General features: G+C 39.2%; 12 protein-coding genes. 6 read left to right on the top strand and 6 right to left on the bottom strand.

The genetic code is table 11. From position 1 onward, the window contains the following. The first annotated feature begins 212 nt into the window (after positions 1 to 212). The 5 genes from rpsF (at position 213) to ACFOSX_RS00705 (ending at position 2,952) form a co-directional block, all read left to right on the top strand. Positions 213 to 551: a 30S ribosomal protein S6 gene (gene rpsF / locus ACFOSX_RS00725; protein WP_386096007.1), complete on the top strand. Its 339-nt coding sequence runs from the start codon at positions 213 to 215 to the stop codon at positions 549 to 551. Then, positions 551 to 850, top strand: a complete 300-nt coding sequence (gene rpsR, locus ACFOSX_RS00720) for a 30S ribosomal protein S18 (RefSeq protein WP_386096163.1) — start codon at positions 551 to 553, stop codon at positions 848 to 850. The genes rpsF and rpsR overlap by 1 nt, the downstream gene beginning before the upstream one ends. A 12-nt stretch (positions 851 to 862) precedes the next feature. After that, on the top strand, positions 863 to 1,324 hold the full coding sequence (gene rplI, locus ACFOSX_RS00715; protein ID WP_386096005.1) for a 50S ribosomal protein L9: 462 nt from the start codon (positions 863 to 865) through the stop codon (positions 1,322 to 1,324). Positions 1,325 to 1,519: 195 nt separating this feature from the next. Further along, positions 1,520 to 2,422 carry a glycerophosphodiester phosphodiesterase family protein gene (locus ACFOSX_RS00710; RefSeq protein WP_386096003.1) on the top strand — a complete coding sequence of 301 codons (903 nt, stop codon included), beginning with the start codon at positions 1,520 to 1,522 and terminating at the stop codon, positions 2,420 to 2,422. Between the two features lie 53 nt (positions 2,423 to 2,475). Then, positions 2,476 to 2,952: a DUF6495 family protein gene (locus ACFOSX_RS00705; protein WP_386096001.1), complete on the top strand. Its 477-nt coding sequence runs from the start codon at positions 2,476 to 2,478 to the stop codon at positions 2,950 to 2,952. Here ACFOSX_RS00705 and ACFOSX_RS00700 read toward each other — a convergent pair. Together ACFOSX_RS00700 and ACFOSX_RS00695 are read right to left on the bottom strand one after the other, a co-directional pair. Continuing rightward, positions 2,949 to 3,140, bottom strand: a complete 192-nt coding sequence (locus tag ACFOSX_RS00700) for a hypothetical protein (RefSeq protein WP_386095999.1) — start codon at positions 3,138 to 3,140, stop codon at positions 2,949 to 2,951. The two genes, ACFOSX_RS00705 and ACFOSX_RS00700, sit on opposite strands and share 4 nt — an antisense overlap. Next, positions 3,133 to 4,374, bottom strand: a complete 1,242-nt coding sequence (locus ACFOSX_RS00695) for an ABC transporter permease (RefSeq protein ID WP_386095997.1) — start codon at positions 4,372 to 4,374, stop codon at positions 3,133 to 3,135. The genes ACFOSX_RS00700 and ACFOSX_RS00695 overlap by 8 nt, the downstream gene beginning before the upstream one ends. A gap of 285 nt (positions 4,375 to 4,659) precedes the next feature. On the opposite strand from ACFOSX_RS00695, the gene hisS reads away from it, so the two are divergent. Beyond that, positions 4,660 to 6,324: a histidine--tRNA ligase gene (gene hisS, locus ACFOSX_RS00690; protein ID WP_386096161.1), complete on the top strand. Its 1,665-nt coding sequence runs from the start codon at positions 4,660 to 4,662 to the stop codon at positions 6,322 to 6,324. Between the two features lie 62 nt (positions 6,325 to 6,386). Here hisS and ACFOSX_RS00685 read toward each other — a convergent pair whose 3' ends face one another. The 4 genes from ACFOSX_RS00685 to ACFOSX_RS00670 all read right to left on the bottom strand — a co-directional run bounded on the left by ACFOSX_RS00685 (position 6,387) and on the right by ACFOSX_RS00670 (position 26,307). Further along, positions 6,387 to 12,275 carry a LamG-like jellyroll fold domain-containing protein gene (locus tag ACFOSX_RS00685; RefSeq protein WP_386095995.1) on the bottom strand — a complete coding sequence of 1,963 codons (5,889 nt, stop codon included), beginning with the start codon at positions 12,273 to 12,275 and terminating at the stop codon, positions 6,387 to 6,389. A gap of 202 nt (positions 12,276 to 12,477) precedes the next feature. Beyond that, entirely contained in the window at positions 12,478 to 18,780 is a 6,303-nt protein-coding gene (locus tag ACFOSX_RS00680; RefSeq protein ID WP_386095993.1) for a M14 family zinc carboxypeptidase, read from the bottom strand. Between the two features lie 197 nt (positions 18,781 to 18,977). Further along, complete coding sequence (locus ACFOSX_RS00675; RefSeq protein WP_386095991.1) at positions 18,978 to 19,754, bottom strand: hypothetical protein; 777 nt, start codon at positions 19,752 to 19,754, stop codon at positions 18,978 to 18,980. Between the two features lie 157 nt (positions 19,755 to 19,911). Then, positions 19,912 to 26,307, bottom strand: coding sequence for a LamG-like jellyroll fold domain-containing protein (locus tag ACFOSX_RS00670; RefSeq protein WP_386095989.1), 6,396 nt, complete (start codon positions 26,305 to 26,307; stop codon positions 19,912 to 19,914). Between the last annotated feature and the right edge of the window lies 1 nt (position 26,308).

Here is a 26,308-nt window from a genome sequence, read left to right as displayed (position 1 = left end):
CATTTTAGACGAGTATTTGCTCTTCGTAATTTTGTACGTCTTCTTATATTTATGGGTCTAGGATTCTGTGGTTGGAATTGCTTGCTTTTAGAGGAGGCCAAATCTCTTAAAACCTTCTGGCAATTTCACATAAATAAAATCGCTATAACACTTGTAGAATAGGATATAATGCGTATTTTTGCACCCGTTTTAACAACAAAAAACAATTTTTTATGAATCATTATGAAACTGTTTTCATCTTAAATCCCGTTTTATCTGATGACCAGATAAAGGAAACAGTGAAGAAATACGAAGACTTTCTTGTTTCTAGAGGAGCTAAGATGATTGCCAAGGAAGATTGGGGACTAAAGAAATTAGCCTATCCAATCCAAAACAAAAAAAGTGGTTTCTACCACTTATTTGAGTACACCGTGCCAGGTGAAGTCATCGGACCTTTAGAAGTAGAGTTTAGACGTGATGAGCGTTTTATGCGTTACTTAACTGTAAGATTAGACAAGCATGCAATTGCTTGGGCTGAGAGAAGAAGAGAGAAAAACAAACAAAAAGCGTAATTATGTCTTCAATTGAACAACAAGCAAAAGGAAAGAAAGACGGCGAAATCAGATATTTAACGCCGTTAAACATAGAAACGACTAAGAAGCAAAAGTACTGTCGCTTTAAAAAGTCTGGAATTAAATATGTCGATTATAAAGACCCAGATTGGTTATTAGGCTTTGTAAACGAGCAAGGTAAATTGTTACCAAGACGATTAACCGGAACTTCTTTAAAGTACCAAAGAAAAGTTTCAGTAGCCGTAAAAAGAGCTAGACACTTAGCACTTATGCCTTACGTTGCTGATTTATTAAAATAAAATACTCATAACATGGAACTTATATTAAAACAAGACGTTGAGAATTTAGGATTTAAAGACGATATTGTAACAGTTAAGAACGGTTATGGTAGAAACTTTTTAATTCCTCAAGGACAAGCTGTTATGGCAACAGCGTCAGCTAAAAAAGTATTGGCTGAGAACTTGAAACAACGCGCACATAAAGAAAAAACTGTTATTGCAGATGCTGAAAAAACAGCTGAAGCCATCAAAGGTTTAGATATTAAAATTACAGCAAAAGCTGGCGCAGGTGCAACAGCCGGAGACAAGTTATTTGGTTCAATTACCACTATGGACTTGGCTGAAGCTTTACGTAAAGAGGGTCACGAAATTGAAAAGAAATTTATTTCTATTCAAGGTGGAAACATTAAGCGTTTAGGTCAGTACGATGCTGAAATAAGATTACACAGAGAAGTGAATGTAGATTTAACTTTTGAAGTTATCGCTGAAGCTTAATCTCTTATTTTGAACTATTTTAAAAACCGTTTAGACTTTCTAGACGGTTTTTTTATAAACTTGAATTTGAAAAATACCCGTCAACGAGGAAAAACATAGCATTGCTTATTTAGCTGTAAAAGCATAAAACAAAACTCGACCTGTAAGGTTTTCGAAACCTGACAGGTCTGAACACAATTTGAAAAACATTTTTCTATGAAGGAAATTATAATGAAGCTATTTAAATTCGCCTTAATCTTTTTATTAGTAGTTGGCTGTAAGAAATCGGTCGACCAGCCGGAAGCCCTAGCAACACCTGAAAAAGAAGCCTCGGCTTTGCTTAAAACATTCAGATACGGAAACGACAAGCTTCCAAAAATCTCCGTGCATCGCGGTGGAAAAGGCTTGGTCAATTATCCAGAGAATTGCCTTGAAACTTTAAAGTACGTTAACGACAGCATCTACGCCGTTTACGAAATTGATGTTGCACAAACCAAGGATTCCGTCCTCGTTTTAATGCACGACAATAGTATCGACCGAACCACAACGGGAACAGGAAGATTAAGCGATTTTACCTATGCTGAATTGTTGCAATTAAATTTAAGGGATGATTATGGTAATGTTACCGATTTTAAAATCTCAACCTTTGAGGATGTTTTAAACTGGAGCAAAACCAATAATGTTGTATTAACGGTAGATATAAAGCGTAGTGTAAGTCAAGAAACAGTGATTAACGCTATCAGAAAGGCCGAAGCAGAAGATACGAGTATCATTATAACCTATGATTTAGAGCAGTCACAATCGGCCTATGAATTGGCACCAGAATTAATGCTCTCGGTTTCAGCACGTAATATGAAGGAGTTTCAGTGGCTTATGGATTCAGGCATTCCAACCGAAAATATGATTGCTTTCACTGGGACACGTCTATCAGACAAAGCTTTGTTTGATGCTTTGCATGATAAAGGTATTTTAACGATGCTAGGCTCCTTAGGCAACTTAGATAAAAGTGCTGAAGCCAATGGAAATGAATTTTACAATAAGTGGTTTGCCTTAGGTATAGATGTAATGGCGACTGACAGGCCGTTTGCGGTGGCTGAGGCTTTAAAGATTAAGAATTAAAACGAATTTAAATAAAGATTCCGCATTGAGTACGGAATGACAAATGCTTTGTGATGAAATACGCAAGATTATCAAAAGAACAGTTTGAAGAACTGCATCAAGAATTTATCAATTTTTTGGCTACACAATCCATCACGGCCGATGAATGGAAAGATATTAAAGCCAATACACCCGAAGTCGCCGAGCAAGAACTCGATGTCTTTAGTGACTTGGTTTGGGAAGGTGTTTTGGGTCAAGTAAAATACATTGAGCATTTTTCGCCACAGCAGATTCATTTGTTTAAGATTGAAGAAACCAAAATGCGTCTTATTGCTTTAAAATTGAATAATAGAGAAGAGATAAATCTCGCTACGCGTGAAGGCTTTAAGTGGTTACAAGAAAACCTAATGTCTGACGAACTTGAGTTGTTTAATGCCGAAAAAGCCTATACAGATGATAAAAACAAGGACAAGTTTGCATTAATTCAACAAGGCGGAAACATTACAAAAGGGGAGTTGTTTGAGTATTTTGATAAGATGATACAGAACTAAAAAATTCCTCGATTTTGCTGTATTTGTTCAATTTCTCTTTTGGCTTTTAGTTTAGCCTTTTTTTGCTCTACAGATCCAAATTTTCTATGATATGGTAAAGGTCTATCATGAACCTTATCGACATCATCTAATAATAGATTGCGAAAAAATCGATTTAGATTATTAAAAAAAATAGCAACTTTATTCATATCTAAGTGATTCAACTGGATCTAACTTCGCCGCCTTCGTAGCAGGATAAACCCCAGAAACTACCGCAACAATAAATGCAATACTCGTTGCCCAAATCATGGCGAACCACGGTGTGGAAAAACTTAGGTCAAACGCTTTAGAAATTCCCCAACCAATAAGAATTCCAAGTAGTATTCCAAGAATACCACCCAATTGTCCGATAATCACAGTTTCCATAAAAAACTGAAAAGCAATCGTTTTGCGCTTCGCACCCAATGATTTTCGTACGCCGATTTCACGAGTACGTTCAGAAACTGAAACCAACATAATATTCATTAGAGCAATAGTGGATCCGAAGATGGTTATGATACTAATAATCCAGGCCGCAATATAGAGGTAGCTAGAGATGCTCCCTATTCTATTGATTAAGTCATCACTGCGCTCAATGCCAAAGTTATTCTCTTCTACAGGATTCAGTCCTCGTATGTTTCTAAAGGTGAGAATGGCATCTTCCTGTGCACCTTCGAGCATATCCTTCTTATCCACTTTTACACTAAGATTATAATTGATAAACGGGTTGGTAAAAATAGATCGCGCTTTCTGAATGGGGATAATCACTCGTAAATCCTGCTTGTTTCCAAACGTCGCGCCTTTCTCTTCGAGATAACCGATAATCTTAAATTTAGAGCCTCTAACGCTAATGGTTTTGTTCAGCGGATTAACATCTTCAAACAATGCTTTGACCAAATCGCTACCAATAACACAGACGGCATTATTGTTTTGTACATCAAAGAAATTGAGGCCACGACCATCTTCAAGCTCCAACCCAGAATTTTGAAGAAAGTTTTCATTAGCCCCTAAAACCGTCACTTCAGGGTCTGTTTTTTCGTTCCCATATTTAATTTCGGCTGTACGGGTGCCAGTAAAGGCAATTGAAGTTTTGGTAAACGGAAAGCTATAATTGTCTTCAAACTCCTTTACATTTCTGTAGGTAATTACAGGATTGACCTTTTGGCGCTCTCTACCACTTTGTCGTTGTGCCGTAAATTCATAACGCTGCAGGTTAAAGGTGTTGGCACCCATTGACGAAAAGTCGCTAGATATGGTATTTTCCAAGGCCGCGACCCCACTAAGAATACCGACCAAAGCCATAATACCTATGGCAATAATAAGTACGGTTAATATGGTTCGCAACAGTTGACTTTTAATAGAGCCAAAGGCAATTTTAATATTCTCCTTTACAAGTGAAAACATAGTTGGTATCTCTAGAGTTAGCTTCGTTTTGCTATAAGACTACCGAAGCGCCATAAAGTTACCATAAAAATGAAATTACTTAAGACAGCCACTAAAAATTATAATATTTTTGTGATTGATTTCCTATTTACGCATCGAATTACATCCGTCATTTCGAGCGTGGTCGAGAAATCCCACAAGATAGTAGCTATGCATCTCGAGGAACCTCGACGCGACAATGACTATTTATATTTAAAATTAAAAAATAGATTCCTGCTCCCGACGCTTCGGGACGGGGAAGTAAACATGGCACAAAAACCAAGCATACCAAAAGGCACGAGAGATTTTAATTCTGAAGAAGTTTCAAAACGAAACTACATCATCGATACCATAAAAAGTCAGTTTCAGTTATTCGGATTTCAACCAATTGAAACCCCAAGTTTTGAACATTCTGATACTTTAATGGGCAAATATGGCGATGAAGGCGATCGATTGATTTTTAAGATTTTGAATAGTGGCGAGTATTTGAAAGGTGTTGATGAAACTTTTTATCTAAATATTATTCGAATTCAAAACTTGATTAGGGACGGATATGAAAGACTTTTGAAACACCTTAAAGCCCAAAATGATCTCAATTCATTATTTGAAAGAGATGAGCAAGGTTTTATGGAATTGATAAACGAATGGAAAATATTTCAAGATCAAGATTATGAACTCTTTGGCTTTCGCAAGAGTTATATATTGTTAAAGCTTTCTAGAGCTTTTTACGAGTCAAATTTTGGAGAAAATAAAAATCTGTCATATTCATATACGGGTTTATTAGTAAAAGAAATATTGGATAAATATATTAGAGAGTCTTCAAATAAGATAGTTTCTAGCATTTCCGAAAAAGCCCTTCGCTACGACCTTACCGTTCCTTTTGCCCGATACGTAGTACAGCACCAAAACGATATTGAGTTTCCGTTTAAACGTTATCAAATACAACCCGTTTGGCGAGCCGACCGCCCGCAGAAAGGTCGTTTTAGAGAGTTCTTTCAGTGTGATGCGGATGTCGTAGGTTCAACCTCACTTTTGCAAGAAGTGGAGTTTATACAATTATATGATGCCGTGTTTACAAGTCTTCGATTAGAAGGCGTTACCATTAAAATCAATAACCGAAAGATATTATCTGGAATCGCTGAAGTCATTGGTGCCCAAGATAAGCTCATTGATTTTACGGTGGCTCTTGATAAATTAGATAAGATAGGCGAGGAGAAGGTCAAACAAGAAATGCGCAATAAAGGTATTTCGGAAGCCGGCATTGAAAATTTACAGCCTCTGTTTGCATTATCTGGCGATTTTTCTAGTCAGGTGGAAAGTTTAAAATCAATTTTAGCTACTTCAGACATCGGCCAAAAAGGTATTGAGGAATTACAATTTATCAGTGATGCCATTGAAACTTTAGGACTTAAAACTGCGAAGCTTCAATTGGATGTCACCTTGGCAAGAGGTCTCAATTATTACACAGGCGCTATTTTTGAAGTGTCTGCACCGGAGGGCGTAAAGATGGGTTCTATAGGTGGCGGTGGTCGCTACGATGATTTAACGGGCATCTTTGGACTGAAAAACATGAGTGGCGTTGGTATTAGTTTTGGGTTGGACAGAATCTATCTGGTTTTGGAAGAATTAGGACTCTTTCCTGAAACTGTTTCAGAACAAACCAAAGTGCTCTTCATTAATTTTGGAAGTAAAGAAGCTATGGGCTGTTTAAAGGCGATTAAAGCTTTACGTGAAAAAGGCGTTAAAGCCGAACTCTATCCTGATGATGCCAAAATGAAAAAGCAGATGAATCATGCTAACCGTCGTAACATTCCTTATGTGGTATTGGTTGGTGAGCAGGAGTTAGAAGCTTCAAACTTCACATTAAAAAATATGGCTTCTGGCGAACAATCTACATTGAGCCTTTCAGACTTACTTCAAAAACTATCATAAATAAAAACGCTCCTGATTTGGGGTCAAGGAGCGTTTTAGTAGGTTAAGATTTAGATTTGGTATTAGTTTACGATCGTCTTTTTGGTCACCGAACCGCTTTCAGTTTCCGCTCTGATAATGTAAGTACCAGGTGTTAAATTCCTAACGTTGAACTCAGCGTAACCGCTCGCCGAGATATTGTTAAAGGTCAGTACGTTCTGCCCAAGCATGTTGTACATCGCAATCTGACTCACATTAATATTGTGCGGGTTAGTCAGTATAATCTTTTTTCTATCGTTTGAATAGATGATGGAAAGCTCATCGCCTTCGATTTCTGGCTCTAATGTTTCGGCGATATCTTCATCTGTGTCTTCATCGATTGGATCCTCAGGTGTTTCATCTGGTTGATCTTGTTCTACAGGGTTGGTCTTGAAGGTAATCTCAAACCTTGAGTCATAGTAACCCTCATTAAGGAAAATGGTATAGTCCGAAGCCCTAAGATCGTGATAAATCTCCAATTCTTTGTCATGTAAGAATATATCGATATTCTCTGGCATGTTGATCAACTCGTCAATAGTGATGGAGTTTTCTCCATCAACAGACGTATATAACCCAAGTGGATAAACGTCGATATCATTGTATCTATTTGATTGAATAACGTAGAAGTTGTCTTCTATCAGCCAGAACATATCGTCGGTCTGGTAATCGTAAGTAGTTCCGTCAAATCCCCAGTCAATTCCAGGTGTTGTTCGTCTATCAAAGGTCAATAATAATTGTCTGTGAAGGTCTGTGACTGAATTGAAACCAATCTTGACTTTTCGGCGCGTATCATTTTTCTCCGGCAACTGGTCCGTGTCTTGGGTAGTTGCCTCAGCATTCCTTACAAAAAGCCCATTAGAGGCAGTCTCTCTTTTGAAAGCACGCTGGCCATTGTTGAATTGAATGGTTCCGGTACCACCACCAGTATTGCCTATAACAAAGAAACCTTGTCCCACAGGAATATAATCCCCTGGTGTTTTAGTTGGCGTACCACCTGCGCTCACATCTGGATCATTGACCCCGAGGTTAGAATATGGTGCGGATGCTGCACCAGCTAAATTATATGTAGCATATCCTCCTTGGTATTGAGCTAAAATATGGTTTGAACCTCCCCAGTGTTCCCAGAAATAGAGGGTGCCACTAGTAGATGCCGTAGCTTCTTCGGTGCCTGTAATAATATATACAGGATAACCATTATCATCTAAAACAGGACTTCCTCCATCTAAAGCCATATAATGCGGATTTCCTCCAGTATCTTCATAGATTGGATTTCCGTTTCCGTCCGACACGGGACTTCCGCCACTCCACCTCATGTAATAAAGATTTCCTTGGTTGTCTACATAAATAGGGTTGCTATTTCCGTCTAGATTTGGGTTTCCCGTTGTACTGTTTAGGGATACCTGTATGAGTCCTTGTTGATAGAAAAGGGCAGGGCCGTTGTCTATAATAAATTGTCTTGCACTAATAGCTGAAGCATATGGATTACCTACAAGATAGTCGTGGCCATCACTAACGGTCAATTCGATATTGCCATTGTTAGGTTTACCTAAGAACGTATAGTTCTGGTATGGATCCGCAGTATTAGAACCTTTCATAGTATAGCCTTCACCAGCCAACATTGTACCTGTACTTCTTACGTGTTCCCACTCCGAATAATCACCGTCTGGGTTGTCAGCAAATTTCCAGATCCAATAATCTGCGATTTCTACTGGGTCAGCCATTGTTCCCGGAGCTCCATCATAACTGTTTGTTATAAAATTAACATCAAAAGTCCTGTCTTTCATAATATCGGCGATGGAATAGGAGTATTTATTGGTTCCGGTATCAGTGGTTCCGATAGGCGCCGACCAGTAATTATAATGGTAAATATCATTTGTGCCCTGTTGGTCACGCTCCAATTCACCATTTACGCCTACGATAAGGTCACTATCTGTTGATTGTATCAATTGTGATTCACCTTCGAGGTCAATTTTCCCTTTTAAATTAAGATAATGGGTTACTGTATAGCCGAAACCTGCAGTTGTGGCTACATCGCCATCTACGGTCAGAGTTCCTGACTCTATAGTATGCGCAAGTACCGATCTGTTGTAATTTCCGTCGCCATCGGCATCATCAACTAATGTTGAGTTGTCCATGGTTATATCATGGCTTGTTTCAACGATATTCCAATTAACAGTTTTAGTGGCATCTGCTAGAGCAACAGCACCAGGTTTAGTTTGCACGCTACCATTCACCCATGTAGCATCAGAGTCCCAATCGCCATCTTGGGTAGACATATAGGGAAGAGGTGCAGTTTGATAATCGACGGTTTTTAATTGCTTTAAAGCTCCGGTCCTTAAATTTCCGGATTCATCCTTTGTATTTGTGTAGGTATAACGCGACATAGGATAATAGCCTTCTAAATCTGCATACGATAACGTAGAACCATCATTTTTGGTAGGCACTATGCTTTTAGAATCAAAATAGAGGCCAATAGTTGTAGCGTTATTATCCAGTTCTTGATTCATGACGTAGTGTAACTCCGCTTCAGATAATGCCTTGTTCCATATACGTACTTCATCAATATTTCCATGGAAGAAGCTTTGAGGGTTGAGTTTGGCCGCACCGCCCACGAAGAAAGATGAGGTAGTTTCTAATGGTCCAACTAGACTGCTTGCAACATGAAACACGCCATCAATATACATGCTTAAGGTGCCAGAGGAATAAATGAAAGCAACTTGATGCCATTCGTTTAAAGGAATATCTACAGTTGATCTTAATTGCCTTAAGCTACCGTTCATCCATGACATTTCTAATTTATTGTCTGATGTAATTTTTATGTCGTAACCTTCAGTATAAGCTACATTTCTTTTAGAAAGTATTGACGTATTTGCTGAATTGGCATCTCGTTTAATCCATGCCGATATCGTAAAATCAGCTGTTCCGTTAGAGTTGGAGGCATCTAAATCAAAATTATCCTCCATGTCAATATAAGTACTTCTAGCTGGGTCAAACGCTATAGATCTTGTAAATAGACGTTCGGGTGCCCATCCAAAGGTTATATATTCTGTTCCGTCAAAATCATACTTTGTGTATAATCGACCCCCAGTTTCTGTCATGACGCGGTAATCCGCTGTTGGGTCAAATTGTCCATTTTGAGAAATGAACATAAGATATCTTCCGTCTGGAGGAGTTGCAGTTCGTACTACCGATACTGGTATAGATACTTCAACAACACCAATATCTGACGTTCCTGTTGGTCTGTTTTCAACAACTTTCCAGATACGAGACATAGATTCAAAAGAAACATTTGTTGTTAATGCAGGGTCACCTATATCTTCAGACATATCTACAGTAATTGAGATAGCTGCAGCATCTAGACTAGCATTGTTATTACCCCACATTAAAAACTCTCGATCTTCAAAACCTGTGGTATTTGCTTGATTCAGTTTATTAGTGTCATAAGTGTCGGTTAACGCCATGGAAAGAAAACCACTAGTAGGACCTGTTCCGTCTGCTTCGTCATTCTGACTTCTCGATTGTCTTTGATCTAAATTTGAAGCATCATCCCGGCCTATTCCAGCAACATCGTAATTATGAAAATTACCATCGATGTCCGTATCACTTGTATCCCAGATGACATCACCTTGGGAATCAATGTAGTCGGTATCGTTTAATCTATGATCTAGCAGGGCAGAAGCGTTATCTTGTAGAGTGACTCCATACTTTACAGCCAAATAAGATTGTATTTTCTTTTGATTTGTAGCCGAATTAGGGGATGAATAGGAAATGATTTCAGCAATCATACCATTCATTTGAGATGTTGTTCTACCGTTAATACCAGATCTACCTGTACCAACTAAATATGGTAAATTGTTATTTTCATTAAAATTGAGGTCATCACCATTACCAGCTTGTCCTGTTGTGTTGTCCACACGTTTTCCATTTTTGTAAATCTCAGATGCTGTCCGTCCACTGTTGGACTTTACATTTACAATAACTGGATGGTTACTAAAAGTATCAGTTGTAGATGTATAAGCCCTTCCGTAAGAGGTAGCATTCGGTGCTTGAGTTCCATTTGGGAATGAACTGATATTGTGTGCTATCACTTCATCTGTATATCTAGCTGTGGAACTACCAGCAGCGAGCCCAGTTGCATCCTCATGAAAACTCTGGTCGGCGTATCGTCCACCAACAGCAAATTGTCTTCCAGGTGTAAACGAACCTGTGTTATTTTCTAAAGTATCATCACTTCTAAAAACTACAAAATAGTCTTGGGAAAAGAAACCTCCTTTTCCGTTCATATACTCTACAGCAGTATTATCAAAGTCTACTACAGGATTAAAATTAATATTTCTAGTCCCACTATCTCTATATGTAGGTGCGATTGAAGTTTCTGCGATAGCATTTTCCTTATCAAGTGATGAGGTAGATGCCTGGTCTTCCCATAAAGTTAATGGTGTGTTATCTGTATTTGCAATCCCAGCATTTGTCTTTAGCCATAATCTTAAGTTGCTGGTTATATTTGCCGGAGCAGTCGGGGATGTTCCAAGTGCAATACTCGGATCAGCTTCAATAATAAAATTGTCAAACGCTACACCTTCAAGATTAGTGCTGGCATCTGAACTAAATTGAATTCTAAATTTTACGTTACTTTGGTTGTTAAATGTTCCTCCGTCAAGATTTATAGAAGACTGCCCAAATTGACTATGAGGCGAAAAAGCGGTGTCAGGGCTATGACCATCATCATTCCAACCATCAGAGCCTAAAGCATTGACATTATCTTGGTACCAATTTGTTCCTTCTCCGGCTGCACCTAATACGGTATACGCACTGCCACCAACAGAATAGAGTATTCTCATACCATCGACATTATTCTCGGTATTATATTTAATGTCAATGGTTAACTTTAGATTTTGCAATCCTGTAAAATCATAAGTAGGACTTTCAATAACGATATCGGCACTAGATAAATAACTATTGTAATTGGAATTTCTAAAGAAATAACCTTCCCCCATCTCATCTGCAGTGGTAAAGGTATTCGTCCTTACCCACGATCCATTTGTGGAAGTTGCATTAGTCCAGCCTTCACTAGTGGCATCAAAGGTGTGATGGATATAGGTATACACTGGTGGGGGAGCTGTACCTTGGCCTTCTACTGTAAAAGTGTAAATATCTTCAGGTGCATCGTCATCGTTATTTACGGTTATTGTTGAAGATATAACTCCAGTACTTGTAGGAGTAAATGTAACTGTAAATAAAGTGGTGTCATTCCCTGGTACACTTGCGCTAGGGGCTAATGTAATGGCAAAGTCCGTATTACTTGACGTTACTGATGAAATGTTCAATGTCCCATTGCCTGTATTCTCAATGGTGTAGGATATACTAATTGGATTTAACGTGTCTGTAGATCCGAATGATGTTGAATTAATTACAGAAGGGCTATTGGTACTTCCGTCGTCAATATTGTTCCCATTAACATCGACAAGATTAATTTCAGGTTTAGGAGGCGAACCCTGTCCCCTAATTGTAAATGTATACGGTACATCTGTCCCTCCATTTGAAGTAGTTACCGTCACGGTTGCCGTTTGAATGCTAAAATCTGAAGGCGCGAAGGTAATTGTATGAGTATTACTTTTATTCTTTTTTATTTGACCAATATTAAGTGTTGTAGGTGAAAAAGCCGATGACCCGCTAACGTCAATAGTCACATTATTGAGGTTATTAGAAGAGCCGTTTGCAGTAGTAATATTCCTTAGGGTAAATACTCTGGAATAGGTCGTTCCTACCTCAACTAATCCAAAATCGGTATCATCAGAAAAATCAGGTGTCGAATCACCATTTGTGATTGTTAGTCCATTACCTTGAACTTGTAAAACACCAGTTTGAGAATAAGCGGTTAGAGCGAATGCACAAAAGAATATGCATACAGCAAGTGTGTATAAATTTTTCATAAGCGGTTAATTAATAGCTTGGGGCTAATTAATTTATGGTACAAACATAGACTCTAATTCCATAAAATGCAAATAAAATCGATGAAATGCAAACTAGTTTTTTAATGTGCTGATTTACAACGCTTATAAAATGAATGAATATTAATTAAAAAGACATCAATTTCAAAAAATTGATGTCTTTTCGTTTATAAGTTTTGAAGATTTAGTTTTTTATCAGGCGTTTTATTAGTTGCTCACCTGATGTTTGATTTGTAATCTTTAGAATATAGGGTGCTTGCTCCATATGCTTTAGGCCATCTAAAGAAAACGAACTCGTAGCTTGTATTTCTCTATGATAAACAACCCTTCCATTTATATCAAATATTTTGAAATCTAGGTCATCTCCTATAAATGCGTTAGGGATTTTAACCTTTAACACATCCTTAAATGGATTAGGATATACTGATAAGAAATTAAATTCAGAATCTTTTGTATTAAGCGTTACATTATCCTGTCCATCACAATCCTCATCAACTCCGTTGTCAGGAATATCTATAGCTCCTGGATTCTTCGAAGGATTGGCATCGTCACAATCATCCGTCCCCGTACCGGTAAGTTCAGAGGCAAGGAACCCGTTAGTCGGACGCTCGCAAGCCGTAGTCTGGTTGGTACCGTAACCATCCCCATCGGCATCGATGTACCATATCTGTCCGGGGAACTCATCGGCATCCGAATCGTCACAGTCGGTATTGTTAGTTGAATATCCAGCAGGTGCCGTCGTCTGGCAGAAGTCTGCGGAGGTTGTAGATCCGAAGCCGTCACCGTCGTTGTCCTCGTAATAGGTTATAGGTGCGTTGATACCATTATTGTTATCATCACAATCGGAAGTACCGGTAAGTTCAGAGGCAAGGAACCCGTTAGTCGGACGCTCACAAGCCGTAGTCTGGTTGGTACCGTAACCATCCCCATCGGCATCGATATACCAGGTCTGACCGGGGAACTCATCGGCATCCGAATCGTCACAGTCGGTATTGTTAGTTGAATATCCAGCAGGTGCCGTCGTCTGGCAGAAGTCCATACTTGTCGTGGAACCAAAGCCATCACCGTCGTTATCCTCGTAATAGGTTATAGGTGCGTTGATACCATTATTGCCATCATCACAATCAGAAGTACCAGTAAGTTCAGAGGCAAGGAACCCGTTAGTCGGACGCTCACAAGCCGTAGTCTGGTTGGTACCGTAACCATCCCCATCGGCATCGATGTACCATGTCTGACCGGGGAACTCATCGGCATCGGAATCGTCACAGTCGGTATTGTTAGTTGAATATCCAGCAGGTGCCGTCGTCTGGCAGAAGTCCATACTTGTCGTGGAACCAAAGCCATCACCGTCGTTGTCCTCGTAATAGGTTATAGGTGCGTTGATACTTGCGTTGCCATCATCACAATCGGAAGTACCCGTAAGTTCAGAAGCCAGGAACCCGTTAGTCGGACGCTCACAAGCCGTAGTCTGGTTGGTACCGTAACCATCACCATCGGCATCGATATACCAGGTCTGACCGGGGAACTCATCGGCATCGGAATCGTCACAGTCGGTATTGTTGGTTGAATACCCAGCAGGTGCCGTCGTCTGGCAGAAGTCCATACTTGTCGTGGAACCAAAGCCATCACCGTCGTTGTCCTCGTAATAGGTTATAGGTGCGTTGATACTTGCGTTGCCATCATCACAATCGGAAGTACCCGTAAGTTCAGAAGCCAGGAACCCGTTAGTCGGACGCTCACAAGCCGTAGTCTGGTTGGTACCGTAATCATCACCATCGGCATCGATATACCAGGTCTGACCAGGGAACTCATCGGCATCGGAATCGTCACAGTCAGTATTGTTGGTTGAATACCCAGCAGGTGCCGTCGTCTGGCAGAAGTCCATACTTGTCGTGGAACCAAAGCCATCACCGTCGTTGTCCTCAAAATAAGTTATAGGTGCGTTGATACTTGCGTTGCCATCATCACAATCGGAAGTACCCGTAAGTTCAGAAGCCAGGAACCCGTTAGTCGGACGCTCGCAAGCCGTAGTCTGGTTGGTACCGTAACCATCCCCATCGGCATCGATGTACCATGTCTGTCCGGGGAACTCATCGGCATCCGAATCGTCACAGTCGGTATTGTTAGTTGAATATCCAGCAGGTGCCGTCGTCTGGCAGAAGTCCATACTTGTCGTGGAACCAAAGCCATCACCGTCGTTATCCTCAAAATAAGTTATAGGTGCGTTGATACTTGCGTTGCCATCATCACAATCGGAAGTACCCGTAAGTTCAGAAGCCAGGAACCCGTTAGTTGGACGCTCGCAAGCTGTAGTTTGGTTTGTACCGTAACCATCACTATCGGTATCGATGTACCAAGTCTGACCGGGGAACTCATCGGCATCCGAATCGTCACAGTCGGTATTGTTAGTTGAATATCCAGCAGGTGCCGTCGTCTGGCAGAAGTCCATACTTGTCGTGGAACCAAAGCCATCACCGTCGTTATCCTCAAAATAGGTTATAGGTGCGTTGATACCATTATTGCCATCATCACAATCGGAAGTACCCGTAAGTTCAGAAGCCAGGAACCCGTTAGTCGGACGCTCGCAAGCTGTAGTCTGGTTTGTACCGTAACCATCACCATCGGCATCGATGTACCAAGTCTGTCCAGGGAACTCATCGGCATCGGAATCGTCACAGTCGGTATTGTTAGTTGAATATCCAGCAGGTGCCGTCGTCTGGCAGAAGTCCATACTTGTCGTGGAACCAAAGCCATCACCGTCGTTATCCTCAAAATAGGTTATAGGTGCGTTGATACCATTATTGCCATCATCACAATCGGAAGTACCCGTAAGTTCAGAAGCCAGGAACCCGTTAGTCGGACGCTCGCAAGCTGTAGTTTGGTTTGTACCGTAACCATCACTATCGGCATCGATGTACCAAGTCTGTCCAGGGAACTCATCGGCATTCGAATCGTCACAGTCGGTCAATGGTAATACTGTGGTTGTATAGCCTGCTCCAGGCGAGGTGCAAGATTGTGTTGAAGAGACAGCAAAGTTATCCCCATCGGTATCTAAGTACCATGTGGTATTACTTTCTACTGTAACTGTTGCAATACATGAATCTGTATTGCCAGAATTACTAGGGTCTGTCGCTGTTAAAGTAACGTCTACTGTTCCTATATCTGAACATGTAAAACTCGAAATATCAATAGATAGATCCCCGGCACTTCCTCCGTTATCTATATCATTTGGAGTAATGGAAGCGTTACCAGAAGAATCTAATTGAATGGTTATATCCATACAGTCAGCAACAGGAGTAATGGATGAAATGACTGCAGTTAAGCCAATATCATCAATGGCCATGTCACTTCTAGAGTTGCCAGAATTTGGCATATCTCCACTGAATCTAAATTTCACATATTTGTTTAAGTAAGTACTCAAGTCAATATTATTAGTAAACCAGCTATCTCCTTGATTTCCGCTCTGTGACCACAAATTCGTCCAGGTAGCACCATCATCATCAGATATTTCTAAAGTCAAAGATCCCATGTTGCTGCCATACATATGATAGGCATATGAGAATGAAGCACTACTTAAACCATTAAGATCAAAACAAGGACTAATTATTCTCGCAATTCCTGTACTTGTTCCAGCTTCAGTATATAGATAATAATTACCCTCTAAAGCAGATGAAGGACCAGTACTGGTTGTAGGTGTTCCATTGGCATCAAGCGTCCAGTCAAAATTGTCTGAAGAATCTTGTGTCCAATCACCCAAACTACCAGATCCAGAGCCTTCAAAACTTTCAGAATAAGGAAAAGTATCTACAAGTGTTCCAGAACAAGGAGCCGCTGTTGTAAAATCCACTAAGCTCGAAAATGCTGAAGTCGTTGAGACACATCTTGTACTAATTTGTACTTGATAATCTGTAGAAGCACTAAGTCCCGTATTAATCGTATAGCTATTGGTACTAATATTGTTTATCGTTGTAAACGAACCTCCAACTTCGCGATACTGAAGATCATAAGTAGCTGAAGGAATAACATCCCAAGTTATATCTGCAGTTGTAGACGTAATATTAAAAACATTTAAATTTGTTGGCGGATTTGAAGCATCACATGGAATTTGAATATTTAAGACTTTAAAGTTGTCAAACTTAAATCCCGTAAAATCCGCATTTTCATAAGAATCTTGGCGATTGCTACTATCGGTGTCTAGTCTAAATCTAAGATATACTGTATTTTGACCGATAAGGGAGCTATTACTAGAAGCATCAATTAAAATTTCTTCCATATTCCAACGGTCTTGGGTATCACCGTCATAGAGATATGAGATAGCATTTTGATTAGAATCATCTGTACCAGACTTTACAGTGGTGTCGATTCCACTGGATGTACTTGAATATGTATTATTTGCTGTAGGTGCTCCAGGCTTAGTTAACTTTCCGCATAATTGCGTCCATGTAGATCCATTTGTAGAGGCTTCAATTGCAACATAATCGAAACTTCGTTCTAAATCCCATTTTGCATGATATTGGACTAAAACGGTCGATGAACTTGAAAAATCCAATGGATTTGTAAGCTGTAATGTTCTATTCTGATTTGTACTGTATGAGCCACTATTTGAAGCAATTGCAGATGAACCGCTGTATGCATCTGTTGTGGTCGTCCATGATCCCGAAGAGGTCCAATTAGATAATGATGAAGGATCAGCATTTTCAGAAAAAATTACTGTTGGGTTATAGGCTTTAGTGATGTTGGCCTCATATAGCACATTATCAGTTGCATAATTATTTGTAAAAGTGACCTTAAACTCAATTTCGTCATTAGCATTTACTCCAGATAATGTATATGGAATAGAAACTATTCTTTGTTCCAAAACTTGAGCGTCAGTGAAACTTTCCATAAATGTGGATGTAGTAAATGACACATTACTCGACACGGGAGTAATAGTAATAGTAAAATCAGAAGCAGCCTGACCTAAATTTTCAATTGCAAACTGAAAGTTTCCTGTGGTTGTTGTTATGTCGTTTTGATTAAGATCATGCAACTTAGCGTACTTACCACTGAAATATGCGGCTAGAAAATTCATGCGCATTGCTCGTTTGGCAATAGGAAGATAGTTAGAAGGCTGTGGCCAAAATCCGCCGTATGTACCTCCAGTTCCTTCAGAAGAAAGACCATTTTCTGGTGTCCATGCCATAGTGTTTTTACCCGAACCGGTTCCTGATTGTCTACTAACTATAGGTGACTGATTTGTAGTATAAGTATAATCAGCACCACCAAGCATCCAATCATTCATATTTCCACTGTTTAGAGAACTGATGTATGTACTTGGACCATGAGCATATCGGTTGTAATGCGTCATGTCATGATTGTATTTTGAATATTCGTCTGCTCTAGAGTTAGGAAATGGTGTTGAAGTTCCAGGAATGCGATCAACTCCAGCATAAGCATGAAGCATGGCATTTTTAAAAGAATGATGGTTAAGCGCTATTTCAAAATCATGATCTAAGAAAAAATCGCGAAGTATTTGAGTCTCAGGTTCAGAAAAAGGACTGTCACCCATAAAGGTTGCATCACATTCTGAATTTGATGATCCTCCATTATTCCAAAAATACTCAGAGTTTCTGTTAAGGTCAATTCCTGATGAGTAAGTGCCACAACCACCAGCGTTTGTAAGATTTCTGTTTTTTCGTTGTCCACCACCACCATCTGGTGCAACAGTTTGATTATAAACAAAACCATCAGGGTTTAGAACAGGGATAAAATAAAGTTCATGATTGTTCACCAAATTTCTTATAGCTACATCTGAGTTATAGTTTTCTAAAATATACCACATGAAGAAAAGCTGATTCATTACTGTAGCAGCTTCTCTAGAATGAATCAAAGATTGATAAAGCGTTTCAGGTTCATTGGCCTCATCAGTATCTGGATTATCTGAAATTCTTAAATAATATATTGGACGCCCTTCGATAGTTGTCTTGGTCGAAGAATTGTAGGAAGCATCTAGTTTTTCAGAAATTATATTCAATCCATTAGCAACTGAATATGCTCTCATGGCATCTAACTCATCAATAACCATATCGTAAGTAAGGCATCCCCCAAAATGGTTTGTTTCAGAAGGGTAATTTGTTGCGTCATTGATATTCCAATTTTGCGGTGTTGCCCAATCTATCTCGTCGCAGTCATTATATTGTCCAACATTACCAAGTAATTCGCTTACACTTAATGAGCGACTATTTAAAGAGATGTTTTTTTCTTGACGGATCAATGCACTGGCATTGTCAAGGTCAGCGATGGCTCTATTACTATAAAATTTGGTGAGATCATCAATCATGACACGATACTGAACACCGTTTCTTTTAATGTTTTCAAGTTCAAATTCCATGAGCTCCAAAGACATAGTATTATTTTCGATAGTAACACCACAGGTCATATCTATACCTAAATCGTTTAAAGTTTTAATGGTTCGTTGGTTAACACCAGTAATTTCAACTCGTTTCATTGAGTTTTGTGACCAACTGAGTTGAACAGCACTTAATAGCAACACTAGTACAAGGAGGGTAATTTTTTTCATTAGATTAGGGGTAAATGAATTTTGGGCTAATATAGATTTTTTTTAAAATAAACATCGTTAAAGAGCAAAAAAAATAGATAAAGTGTAAAATTTTGAAAGTTGTATACTTCTTTCCTGTTTAAATTTTAGATGTATATAATTCTAGAGATATGACCATAATCTGTCACCAACCTTATTATATAAGGGCTATGACTCAATTGGAGATGCTCAATGGAAAGACGAGAGTCATTGATATTTTGTTTTGCAAATATTTGCTTACCATTTATATCATAAATCACTAAATCTTGGATGTCAAGATTTTTTGAGCCAGATAGAATAATGGATTGATCTTCTTTAATATATCTAATGCTTTCGCTAGATATTTTAAAATCATCTGTACCCAGTGTTCCTTGATTGATATTTGGGTTTTTAAAGGCTATATAAAAACGATCCATATAATCACCAGCTTCAATAGTCTTTAAAAATGAAGACTCGTTAATTAGAGTATAAGTATCATCTAGTGTATCATGAATGAAGACTTCAATATCTTCTTCGAAATTTTCTAAAGAATTTAAACTAATATGCACCTCGCTAGTTTCTGCTAAAAAAATACCGATTGGGTAGGTTTTAGTGTCTTCGAACACACCTACGCCTTGTATAAGGTAGCGGTAGTCTTCAATGATCCAATTCATATCATAATCATGATTGGTCCATGATGCTGCGTCATAACCATAATCAAAACCATCGGATGCTTCATTATTAGGTGTAAAACCAAGTAAAATCTGTCTTACGGCGCCGTTGGGTGAATGGTAATCTAATCGGACTTTTTTAATTTGGGCAAATGTCTGGAAGGTTAGCAGACAGAGTATTATACCAAGAATTGCGGTTTTGACTTTAAATAAGCCAATTGTAAGTAGGTTCATAGTCATTGCGGTTTACGAATGTTTGGGGCATTCGGTGGGCAATATAAAAATAAAAACCTAAAACATCCATAAAAAGCAAATAAAATCGACGAAATGCATTGGTAGGAATAAAAAAAGAGCGTTAGTATTAACGCTCTTTATAATATAGATATATTTTCTAGTTTTTAATAATCACCTTTTTAGTCTTCCAAGTCCCATTAATTAAGGCTTTTACAACATATGCACCAGCTGAAAAATCTTTTGCAGGGATACGATAAGCATCCGTATAATAGTTTTCCATATTAGTATCCCAAGTCTGAACAACTTGTCCTAGTATATTAACAAGTTGTAATTCTTCAAGATTTTGATCCTTAGAACCTGTGTTGATGTAAATCTCTTCATTATCACTTAAGTAATTAATAAAAAGCTGATCATTTAAGATTATATCATCTGTACTGAGCGTAGCAGATTCCTTAAATGTAATAAAGAAACGATCGGCGTAATAGTCTGGTGCTAGATTCAATTCAAAATTAGAATCCTGTAAGTTGGTATACGTACCAAGTAATGCATCATAGACAAAGACATCCATTGACGAATCGAAATTTTCTAAATCAATCAATGATAATTCCACATCACTATTTTCTGAAAGGAAAATTCCTAAAGGATATTTCTTGTTCTCATCAAATTCTCCTACACCTTGTATTACGAACACATTGTCTTGTATTAACCAGAAGGCATCATTGTTTTGAAAATATTGATTATAAGCATCATAGCCGTAATCTATACCGTCACTGGCTTCGTTGTTTGGCGTAAATCCTAATAATAAAGGTCTAATTCTGCCATCAACATGCGAGGTAAAATTGATTCGTATTCTAGATATATCTTGATTAACTGTTGGGTTTCTTAAATTAGAAACTTCGGTTTCTTCAGGATTTGGTTTTCCATTTCTTAAGAATACAGATGTCCCAGTTGCTTCTCTAACAAATTCTCTTTGGTCATTTTCAAATTGTATGTAACCATTAGTTGCAATGGTACTGGCGACAAAGAAACCTTGACCAACCGGTATATATCTACCTGGTGTTTTTGTGGACGTTCCTGCACCACTGATAAGTGTAGGATTATAAGTGTTAACACCTCCTAATAGGTTCAACACCGCATATGCACCTTGATATTCACTAAGTATATGGGTTTGGTTGCTTTCATAATGTTCCCAGAAGTAAAGAGATCCATCCATAGTACCTGCGGTATTACTGTTAGCAGAACTTGGCGAATTATCTGGATTTAATGCTGGAATATTATCCTTAATAAATTCTTCAGAATCAATAGCAGAAGGATATGGATTACCAACTAGAGCTTGATAGTAACTATTCAAAGGAATAGCATTCACACCAGCCAAACCAATAGTTCCGTTATTTGGCTTTCCTCTAAAGACATAATTCTGAAGATTGTTGAGCTGACTTCCACCAGTAATAATACCGCCTTCGCCACCAACGCCAACGCCACTACCTTTCATGGTGTAACCATAGCCTGGTAATAGTGTGGAATTATTGCCAATGTATCTCCAAGAAGCATAGTTGTCAGCTTCATAATTTTCATATACAAATAACCAGTTGCTACTTAAGGTAACTGGGTTTGTAGAGCCTGTTGCATTATAACCAGCTGTCCAATTAAGATTTACTGGGGTAGCAGAGTTAGTACCATCCATTAAAACCGATGACGTTGCAAAGGCAGTGTTATTTGCCGAAGTATTGATAGTACTCACCGGGGAACTCCAATAATTATAATTGAACAAGTTGGTTGTTCCTTGTTGGTCACGTTCTAATGCACCACCACTGGCTGTATCTAAAATACTTTCATTGGCCTGTCTTGTTGAGTAGCGTTTTTGAACGAGTTGAGATTCACCGACAAGATCCATATCACCGTCTAGTCTCAAATAGTCTGTTACCCAAATACTGTTTCCTGTATTTGTTTCGTCTTGAGCACCAGTTCCCGTAATGGTAAGCTCGTTGCTTTGTACAACAAGACCGAGTACAGTTACACTTCTAGTATTCAGACTAACATTGTGATTGGTTCTAACAATGTTCCAATCTATACGTGTTGCTCCATCAATACCTAAGCTATTTGGTACATCCCACACATTGAAGTTTGTCCATGTGTTATCAGTATCCCAAGTAGAATTTGCTCGGGTTGTATAAGGTAATGGTGCTGTTTCTTGCAATGACGTTTGTATGTTTATTAAACGTCCACTTACACCTTTGTACGGTGATAAATCACCACATACTACATTCATTCTATAATACCCATCAAGATTTGCCCATAATAAAGGATCATCTTCATTTCTATCGGCATCAGTGTCAGGGCCATAAATTTTTGTCGGGATTACCGTTCCAACAACATCAGCCCCAGAAGCATTAATTTCTTGATTCATCATCTGACGAATATGTTGAACGTCTAGTGCTCTATTCCAAATTCTAACTTCATCCATCCAGCCGTGGAAATAATCCACGGGTGTATTATTAGGTGGGGCTTGATCCATAGCTCCTAGAAGCGCTGAGATATTAGCAGGGGTAGTTGCTGGTGCCACACCGTTTGATGTGCCTAATAATATACCATCTACGTATAAATTGTACTCAGTTCCATTGAACGTTACTGCTAAATGATACCAACGATCAATTCCAACAGTTCTTGTTCCAGTAGTTACGGATCCAGAAGAAGTTCCGTACCAATTAAATCTCACTTGTCCATTTACAATACTAAGCGCATAACCACGGGTATTGTCGCCAGCATCTTTACGGCTCATTATTGTTTTAGTGCCGTTAACGCTTTCTGGTTTCACCCAAGTCTCTATACTAAATGCACTATTTAAGTTGTAATTGTTCTTAAAATCAACATAATCATTGGTTCCATCGAAATCAACCGTTGGACAATCAGTAATAGTAACTGTGACATCATCAAAACACCCACTACCGTCTTGTAAGGTCCATCTTAAGGTATATGTTCCAGGGCTTGCGTTAAAGGTTGCATCAGGATCAGTAGTAGAAGACAAAACAGCGAGATTTCCACACGAGGTAGGCGTACCGCCAACAATACTCCACTCACCAGTAACACCAGTAGGAGTATAGTCGCTAGCATCATCAACAGGGACTATATAAAGACCCATTTCATGAGCACCCTTAGTGAAATTTGCTCTAGATGTTTTTGTATTATCATAAGCATTAAGTTGCACTAAATTTTCACCACATTGACTTGCCAGTGGTATATAATCTTGGCCAGCATAAGCAAGGCTAGTGTAAACTAAAGATTGATCATTAGTTCCGTCATCACCTGGAGCTCTACAGCCATTAACCAAATTGGTGACACTATAATTTCTTATTCCTGGAGTCACAGGTTGCACTGTGGCCTCTGTACCTATGGCGATGACGTTTCCTTCTTCATCTGTCCATTCTAACTCATCATCTACTTGTGCAAAAGCAAAGCCTACATCATCGATAGCCCATCCACTTTCTATATCAAAGGTTTGTGTCTGTGAGCAGTTGTTACTACTATGTTTAGGGAACGTATCCGTACAGCCTCCAGATCCTCTATGGAATTCAAACATTACCCTTAACCCAGAACGTCCCGTGTAGGCCCCTAAATCTAATCTTGTATATCTGTATGGATCCGCTACGGGGTATTGACCACCATTACAAGCACCATTACCATTGCCATTACCTTTATACGCTTGGACGCCTAAAGTTTTCGACGCTGGGCCAACCCTAGAATCCATATCATCACCCTCCATTGTAGTAAGTTCTACTGTATAGGTATTTCCTGAATCAAATGACAGCCAAATTTTACCGTAGGCTCCATTACAGAAATAATAGTTGGTATAAAAGGACATAATCGCTTCCGCAGAAGTCATACCAATAGTACTAAAAACAGGAGTTTCCAGAGTTGTAGAGTCTTGCGTCATAAACTCTTCGTGAGCCATAGCGAATTTAGTATTGTCTTCAGTATCATAATTAATACCACTAAATGTAGTATTGGCGTTATCATTGGAATTAGTCTCTTTCCAAGTGCCTTCAACCGAATTATTACCCGCAGCTGGGAAGAAATTATCTATTTTGTCAACACGCCATCCATCAGGTTGCGCATAATTAAATTCGCCTCCAGTACCAAATTGTCCATTGGGCTGATCAAAGAAACTCTCAGCAGTTAATAATACAGATTCTCCAAGACAAATATCAAATCTTGGATCACTAGTTAAAACTGGAGGTTCATCTGGTGGTAAGAATCTTACATAGGCTTCTGCCGAAGTCCTTATAATGGTTTGACCATCAACCACGTCGGAGATTCTTACACGAACAAAAGTATCTTGCGTTAAACCAATGAAAGTATAGGTTGTTGAACCAACGCTACTTGCAAAATTTGGAACATTACTCCAGGTCTCTCCGTTATCTTGGGAATATTCCCAACCTAAAATATTATTAGGGTCTAAAACATATGGTGAAACTTGTGATAAATCAAAGGCAACATCTCTAGGTTCTGTGATTCCTCCAGGACAGGCCGTTGCCTCGATTAAAGCACTTGGAGGGACTGGATCTGGGTTGTTTGGGTCGTTAGGATCACTGTAAACAATAACACCTGTAACCACAGCAAATTCATTCGTAGGAGGTTCCACAGTCACAACAGCAATACATGAAGCAATATTTCCATTTGGATCTTCACCAAATAAGGTGACGTTTTGTGTGTATACCAAACCATTTGGATCTTCTGGGAACGTATCTTGACTCAAAGTCAATGTCACCGCTCCACAAGCATCATTAGAACCATTATCTACGTCAGAAGGTTGAATTGTAGCAACTCTAGTAATTGGATCGATAACCACCACAAAATTGTTGCACTGCATGGTAGGTGCCACATTGTCTTCAACCGTAACTGTGGCAAAACAAGAGTCTGAATTTCCAGCATTATCAAATACTGTAAATTCAACAGATTGAGGTGTCCCAACATCAGCGCAAGTAAAGTTGGTTCTAGAGGCCGTGAAGGTAGCTACTCCACAGGCGTCACTTGAACCATTATTTAAATCTGAAGCCAATATGTTTACAGTACCACCTGCGCCCAGCTGAACTATGATATCTTGACAAACAGCTATTGGATCAGTGACATCTGATGGAATAACGTCAAACATACAAGAAGATTGATTATTGTTATCATCAGTGGCCGTAAGAGTCACCGTTATTGAACCAGATAGAATAGTACCTGGAGCTGGACTTTGAGTAATAGTGATATTAGTATCACAGTTGTCTGATGACGAAGCCAAATTGGTGTAATCAGCCAGCGTGAATTGACATCCTATCGCATCATAATTAACATTTTGATTACCTGGACACGTTATACTTGGGTTTTCATCATCCGAAACTGTCACCGTTTGAGAGCATGTAGCATTCAATCCTACTGCATCCGTCACCGTATAGTTAATTGTAGAAACCCCAATGTTAAATGGACGTGTTCCTACTGGCCCAGACCCACTAAGTGTTGTTGCTCCCGTGATTGTCCATGCTATCGTTGCTCCAGTACAGTTGTCACTAAATGCAGGTGTTGCTATTGCAATGTTAGCTGTACAATTACCTGTACTATCATCTGAGGTATCAGCTGTGATGTTCCCGGGACATGTGATACTAGGTGCTTGAGTGTCGTTTACTGTAATAGTATACGTGCACTGCACGGAGTTGCCTCCAATATCTGTTGCGGTATATGTAATCGTTGTTGTACCAATATTGAAGTCGGTTGTTCCGATTATATTTGTACCACTACCCGTTGTTGCACCAGCCATAACCCATATCACAGATGCAATACTACAGTTGTCATTGAATGTTGGTTCAACAGGATTGAATGTGTAATTACATTGATTTAAATCTGTATCCGCACTAAAGTTTGGTGGGCAGTTTGAGGCTGTAGGGTTTGTTGTGTCGTCAACTATAACAGTTTGGTTTTGAGAACTTGTATTGCCATTTCCATCATCATATATCCATGTTACTGTATATGTACCTTGGTTATTGTATGAAGTTGGGTTAGTTGTGGTCGCAGTTATTGTACCAACGCAATCGCTTGCCGTTGGAGCGGTTAGAGTTGTTGAACATTGGACAGTAATAGGTGGTAAATTGGTAATATTTGGAGCTGGTGCTGTCGTATCGACGATATTAACTACTCTGATTAGCTGAACAGCGTTGTTACCAGCAGCATCCGCAACATTATACGTTACGTTGTAGTTGCCAGGAACGTTCATGTTCACAGCCGAAGCATCAATAACTATATTAGAAGTAAGGGTAGCGTTATTATCCACACAATCAGTAGCCGTAGCACCTAGTTCTGTGTAAGTACCACAAGCTTCTAATATTTGAGGATTAGCGCCAGTTAGCGAAATAGCAGGAACGGTAGTATCCTGTACCGTTACAACGCGAGTTACTTGAACAGCGTTGTTACCAGCAGCATCCGCAACATTATACGTTACGTTGTAGTTGCCAGGGACGTTCATGTTCACAGCCGAAGCATCGATAACTATATTAGAAGTAAGGGTAGCGTTATTATCCACA

This window comes from Winogradskyella maritima (assembly GCF_042650215.1).
GTDB lineage: Bacteria > Bacteroidota > Bacteroidia > Flavobacteriales > Flavobacteriaceae > Winogradskyella > Winogradskyella maritima.
Note: the sequence above shows the minus strand (reverse complement) of the source record. Positions and strands in the feature narration are given on the sequence as shown.